This is a genomic window from Finegoldia sp., from assembly GCF_046991905.1.
Lineage (GTDB): Bacteria > Bacillota > Clostridia > Tissierellales > Peptoniphilaceae > Finegoldia.
This window is the reverse complement of the sequence record NZ_JBKWZF010000085.1, coordinates 1-5,105: the sequence shown is the minus strand read 5'-3', so window position 1 is coordinate 5,105 and position 5,105 is coordinate 1. Positions and strand designations below refer to the sequence as shown.

Annotated in this window: 5 protein-coding genes; all 5 read right to left on the bottom strand. The window is 31.2% G+C overall.

The genetic code is table 11. The features are described 5' to 3' along the window. Nucleotides 1–397: 397 nt before the first annotated feature. Nucleotides 398–667 carry a glycosyltransferase gene (locus ACLUJM_RS12685; RefSeq protein WP_412412967.1) on the bottom strand — a complete coding sequence of 90 codons (270 nt, stop codon included), beginning with the start codon at nt 665–667 and terminating at the stop codon, nt 398–400. Continuing rightward, nucleotides 595–1,497 carry a hypothetical protein gene (locus tag ACLUJM_RS12680; protein WP_412412966.1) on the bottom strand — a complete coding sequence of 301 codons (903 nt, stop codon included), beginning with the start codon at nt 1,495–1,497 and terminating at the stop codon, nt 595–597. The genes ACLUJM_RS12685 and ACLUJM_RS12680 overlap by 73 nt, the downstream gene beginning before the upstream one ends. 85 nt (nt 1,498–1,582) lie before the next feature. Further along, the gene (locus ACLUJM_RS12675) at nt 1,583–2,548 is read right to left on the bottom strand and encodes a glycosyltransferase family 2 protein (protein WP_053088279.1); all 966 of its coding nucleotides are present in this window, start codon (nt 2,546–2,548) and stop codon (nt 1,583–1,585) included. A gap of 2 nt (nt 2,549–2,550) precedes the next feature. Continuing rightward, the gene (locus ACLUJM_RS12670; RefSeq protein ID WP_412412965.1) at nt 2,551–3,840 is read right to left on the bottom strand and encodes a glycosyltransferase family 4 protein; all 1,290 of its coding nucleotides are present in this window, start codon (nt 3,838–3,840) and stop codon (nt 2,551–2,553) included. A gap of 271 nt (nt 3,841–4,111) precedes the next feature. Further along, the gene (locus ACLUJM_RS12665; RefSeq protein ID WP_412412964.1) at nt 4,112–4,954 is read right to left on the bottom strand and encodes a hypothetical protein; all 843 of its coding nucleotides are present in this window, start codon (nt 4,952–4,954) and stop codon (nt 4,112–4,114) included. Between the last annotated feature and the right edge of the window lie 151 nt (nt 4,955–5,105).

Here is a 5,105-nt window from a genome sequence, read left to right as displayed (position 1 = left end):
CTTTAATATAAGCAACCTCACATCACAATCTTCCCTTTGAGATAACTCGTTAGCCAAATCAACCAAGAATCGTTCAGCTCCGCCTGAAGACAGCGAATAAATAATATGTAATATTTTCATTTACCTCTCAGTTTTTCATTTTTATACTCAACGCATAAAACAGATTTAAAATTCACCACAATTCCGATCTTCGTTTATTAATAGAAATAATTATAATTAAACCCACTGTTTTAGAGCTTCTAAATAACCTACAATAAAAAGCAAACAACAATCCATATTGCTGTTAGAAATTTATTCTCTAATGAATAATCTAGTTGGCTATATTCAAATATCTCCAAGCGAATAGTTCGTATATAATGAAATTATTATTAAACATATAAGAATAACTCCAAGACTATTAATGACCAAAATTCTTATAAACATCAATATATTTATCAGCAATATTAGACCAGCAAAATAAGCCGTCTGAAATATTCTTTTTGATCATATTGCTCATTCTTACAGATTCATCTGAATGCTTCAGTAAATATATTATTGCATCCGCTATACTTTTTGAATCTCTCGGAGGTACCAATAAACCTGTTTCAGAATCTATCACAGATTCACTAAATCCACCGACATCAGACGCAATAACAGGCTTATGTAAGGCATAAGACGTATAAACCACACCACTCTGGTAGCATCAGTATATGGACAGACGACCACAAATGAACTCTCAATAGCAGATATTAATTCACTAGTAGCAATGAACCTGTTTACTATTTTAACATACGAGGTATTCAAATATGGAGTAACATCAAAATAAAACTCTCCACCTCCCATCACAGTGCAAATGGCATCAGGGTATTGAGCGTGTACAATTGACATCGCTTCTAACAGACATTCAACCCCTTTATAAGGAGAAATTCTTCCAAAAAATAATATATTCTTTGAGGGTGAAGCATCCACCTTATCTATAATGAGATTTCTATAAACATTTACTGAATCATATACCCCTAATCTATTAATTTCGACTTTATTTTCATCAACATGATACATATCTATAAACTTGTTCTTTTGTATCACGTTCAATAAGAATATCTTTGATGAATATTTGATTGCCAGACGACGAAATATTTCACGACGAGAAGACTTTTCTCCTGTATGGGGGATGGGATCATGCAGTGTTACTACTAACTTCTTTTTAAAAAACAGTAAAAAACTATCAAGATCACAAAAAATTGTAGTATGTAAAACATTAACCTTCAATCTAATAATAAACAGTATAAGTTTTATCGTAAGAATAAGACTACTCAAACTGAAGTTTCTTGGGCTCAATTGATTTACTACATATATTTTATCCAAATCCAAGTAATCTGAGAATATTCCAGATTCAGCATATTCCGAAAACTTAAATATGCCATTTATCGGTATCTGCTTCTCTATATTAATCAAAGTAGAATGACAATTATATGGAGTCAGTTTAATCAGATAGAGAACATCAATGCCTTTTTCCATATATTCCTTTATGAGAGGAAAATCACAGTCGGCAAAAGAAGGGGTAGAATAATATAACAATCTCATAGTATCTTTTATCAATATATTAATTCACTCGCCGAAACATTATAAGATTAAAGGCATATAGAGGAGAAATAAAATACATAAATAACTTGATTCGATCTTTAAAACCGATACCCTTAATGATAAAAAGTTTAAAAGACTGATTACGCATATAATTCACATTCTTCTTATAGAAATCTTGGAAGTCGTCAGTAGAGAAAGAGTCTAGAGCATGAAAAAAAACTAATAAAATAATTTTAAAAATCAAGAATCTATAATGAGACCGCGAAGCATAAGTTACTTGCGTGTTTATGAAATTCATAAGAGACCTATGAATCTTTAAAAGATCACAGCATGACCGCACACTCAATGAACTTTTTATAGAACCTTGTGTTCTCAGCAGATACAAATAAATTGGTTGATCCAATAAATATATACTATCAACATAATGTATCATTCTATAGAATAGTTCACAATCTTCATGGAGAACACCAGGCATAAAAAAAAGATTATTATCTATCAGAAACTTTTTTCTAAAAATATACCTTTGAGAAGTAGTTCCATTATATTTCTCACCATATTGTTCAGTAGGTAAATATCCAGAAAAGAACTCTGCAAACTCCAAATATTGTTCGTTTGTTTTTTCATTCTTTATCAATAAATTTGAAGCATAGACATCACATGGATAAGTATCTACAATATCATGCAAATATTCTACAGCATTTTCTAATATGGTATCATCACTATCTACAAACCATACATATTCGCCTAACGCATGTCGAAGTCCAGCATTCCTTGCCTCACTCAAACCTTTATTTTCTTGATTTATAATTCTAACATTAGTATATCCGTTAACGAGTTTATGTACTATTTCCATACTATTATCTTTAGTACCATCATTAACGACAATTATCTCACATAAAGATTCCGGCTGATTAAGAAGACTGCATAGACAATCCCCTACATATCTTTCCACATTATATACAGGTACGACTACACTCAGAAACATACTTATTTATTATTAATATGCCACAAAACTTTATCCCAAGAATGCTGCAAAAAATATTCAATAGTAGGCAGTTGGTTCAAAAAATTAAATCTAAATTTCATACATTGTAAACCCAATTTGATAAATTTCAATCTATAGAACGGATTTTTCTTTATAGAATAGGGATGTAACAGTTTATGACCAGGAAGAGCTTCCTTAAAAAGCTGCTCCCATTCTAATACAATCTTATCGAAAGAGAAATTTTGTTTTATAAAAGAATAAACTTCATTATAATCATGCTCTTTTTGTAATAGGAGCTTAATTATATTCTTGGCCAAATTATTTGAGTTATAATACAAATATCTTTTTGTAAAAACTGTATCTAAATATCCGGAACATTTCATAGTAGTGATATTACACCCCATAGATTGCATTTCAATAGCTGTAAATCCAAATGTTTCAGTATTACCAGAAGGATTAGGTACGCCTACTCTACATTTTAATAGCAAATCATTCTTCTCTTCTCCTAAAACTCCCAGAAAATGTACAGATGGAAGAACCTGATTGTCATTTGTAATATGTTTCATGAACTTATTCTCAAATTTCTCATCAGCAATATTCCATTTCCCCAAAACTGAATTTCTATTATATAATTTTCCTGATCCTACAACAAAAAGCTGGGCATCAGGTACTTTTGCTAAAACTGCCGGCCATGCAGAAGCTAATAAATCAAAACCTTTGGCCGGTACTAAACTACCAACATACGCTACATTCAAATTGCGCTTTTCAAAAGGATGATTAATCACATCATATTTATCAATAGATTGCATTAAAACCCCATTATAAATGTAATCCAACCTGTCAGCCATAGGATGATCACAGTACAAATCTCTTTGTTCACACCCAACATTAATAATTCTAGCAATATTGGGGTGTTTATAATAAAAATCAAAATCCTTTGCAACTATAAAATTATGTGCCCATACGACAAAATTTAGAGCTTTATATTTGCACACAAGTTCATGAGGAAGCCTCTTATAATCAATAACAAAATAATCCAAATTATCCTGTGAAGCAATAGTAACTGCATTTTCTACATTGTTACAAACATTATACTCTAACCCACTTGGGAATATACCTTGTTTGTGAGCATAAAGCCTAACTTCTATATCATTTTTATCTACAGACAACATATAGGCAATAGCAATAATCGCATACTCTGCCCCACCTATACCTGGGTTTCCATAAATAATACGGGAACAATCAACCGTTTCTTGCCCATCATTATGAAGATGAAATCCAACTCTAACCATTTTCATCCAATTTAATTATCTAAAAGCCCTGTTTTTTTTAACCTTAAAACTAAATAAAGAACCATTCCCTGCACCAACATACTTCCAAATTGATAAACTTCAGGATGAGTAACAGATATGATTAACAAATATATAAACCAAGCACTGATATATCTATTTTTTCTACTGTATCTGGTTAACCATATACATTTTATCATATACAAGAGCATGCATATAACAAGAGGAACTCCTCCAAGCCAACTCAATCCTAATAGCCCCCAATCCACCCAGTTTATTCCAATAGCAGGAAGTTCCTCTGAAATATATAAACCATACGGACTATTTCCTGGCAGCCTGACCCTAGGAAGAATTCTATTGTATTCTTAAAATGCTCGCCAAAATAATAAGCCAGCTGGATGGTCCGCGCATAATCTTGGTTATCCAAAGTATTATTTTCTACTGTTTGCCTTAAAACCATATTCCCAATAGATTCTTGAACTACCGGAATAAGTAATGAAAATGAAAACATCAATAAGACTCCAGCTATTTTCAAAATATTCTTAATGCTAAAAATCGTCTTGTTATATTTATACAGAATCCAAATTAACGAGACTATAGCAGCAAGAAGCATTATTCTAAATCCCCTAATCAGGATACAAACAAAACAAACAAATGACAATATAGCATAGAGCTTATTCTTCAATTCTAGAAATTTATTAAATCCCAGAAATATTCCTAAAGATATCAATGATTGGGCAGTAATTTGTATAAAACGATGTGGAGTTGCACTTAAAGAAATCCATTCACCCGCAGAAGCAAAAAATATTATTTTGGGAAAGAACAAGTGTTGAAGAATAAATCCCAAACAGGTAGCAACAATTAATATTACTAATACTTTTTCAAATCTCTTGACTCCAACATTTAAATAGACTAGAAAATAATAGAAAAAAATATCTAGAATAAATAGAGAAGCATATAAAGAGGAAATAAAACTCTGATTCCGATAGACTTTTGATGATATTGCACACAATATCAAAGACACTACCATCATAATCAAGTACTTATTAAATAAATTTCCCTTTTTATATCCTAAAAAAACACCCAATACAAGAATCCCAACATGAGTAGTAAGCATGAAAGGTAGTCCTTGCAACCCCATGTATCCATAAAACTGTGTTAATATAAGAAATAAAAAGATTATAGTACCCATATCATCAATATTTGATCATATTAAGCAATCGATAATAGGAGCGTTCCTTTTCCAATGCTAATAAACGATTGACTTC

Bases quoted from the DNA above. Each gene is read 5' to 3' on its own strand.
- ACLUJM_RS12665 (WP_412412964.1), bottom strand. From the start codon at position 4,954: ATGCTTACTACTCATGTTGGGATTCTTGTATTGGGTGTTTTTTTAGGA.
- ACLUJM_RS12675 (WP_053088279.1), bottom strand. From the start codon at position 2,548: ATGTTTCTGAGTGTAGTCGTACCTGTATATAATGTGGAAAGATATGTA.
- ACLUJM_RS12670 (WP_412412965.1), bottom strand. From the start codon at position 3,840: ATGGTTAGAGTTGGATTTCATCTTCATAATGATGGGCAAGAAACGGTT.
- ACLUJM_RS12680 (WP_412412966.1), bottom strand. From the start codon at position 1,497: ATGGAAAAAGGCATTGATGTTCTCTATCTGATTAAACTGACTCCATAT.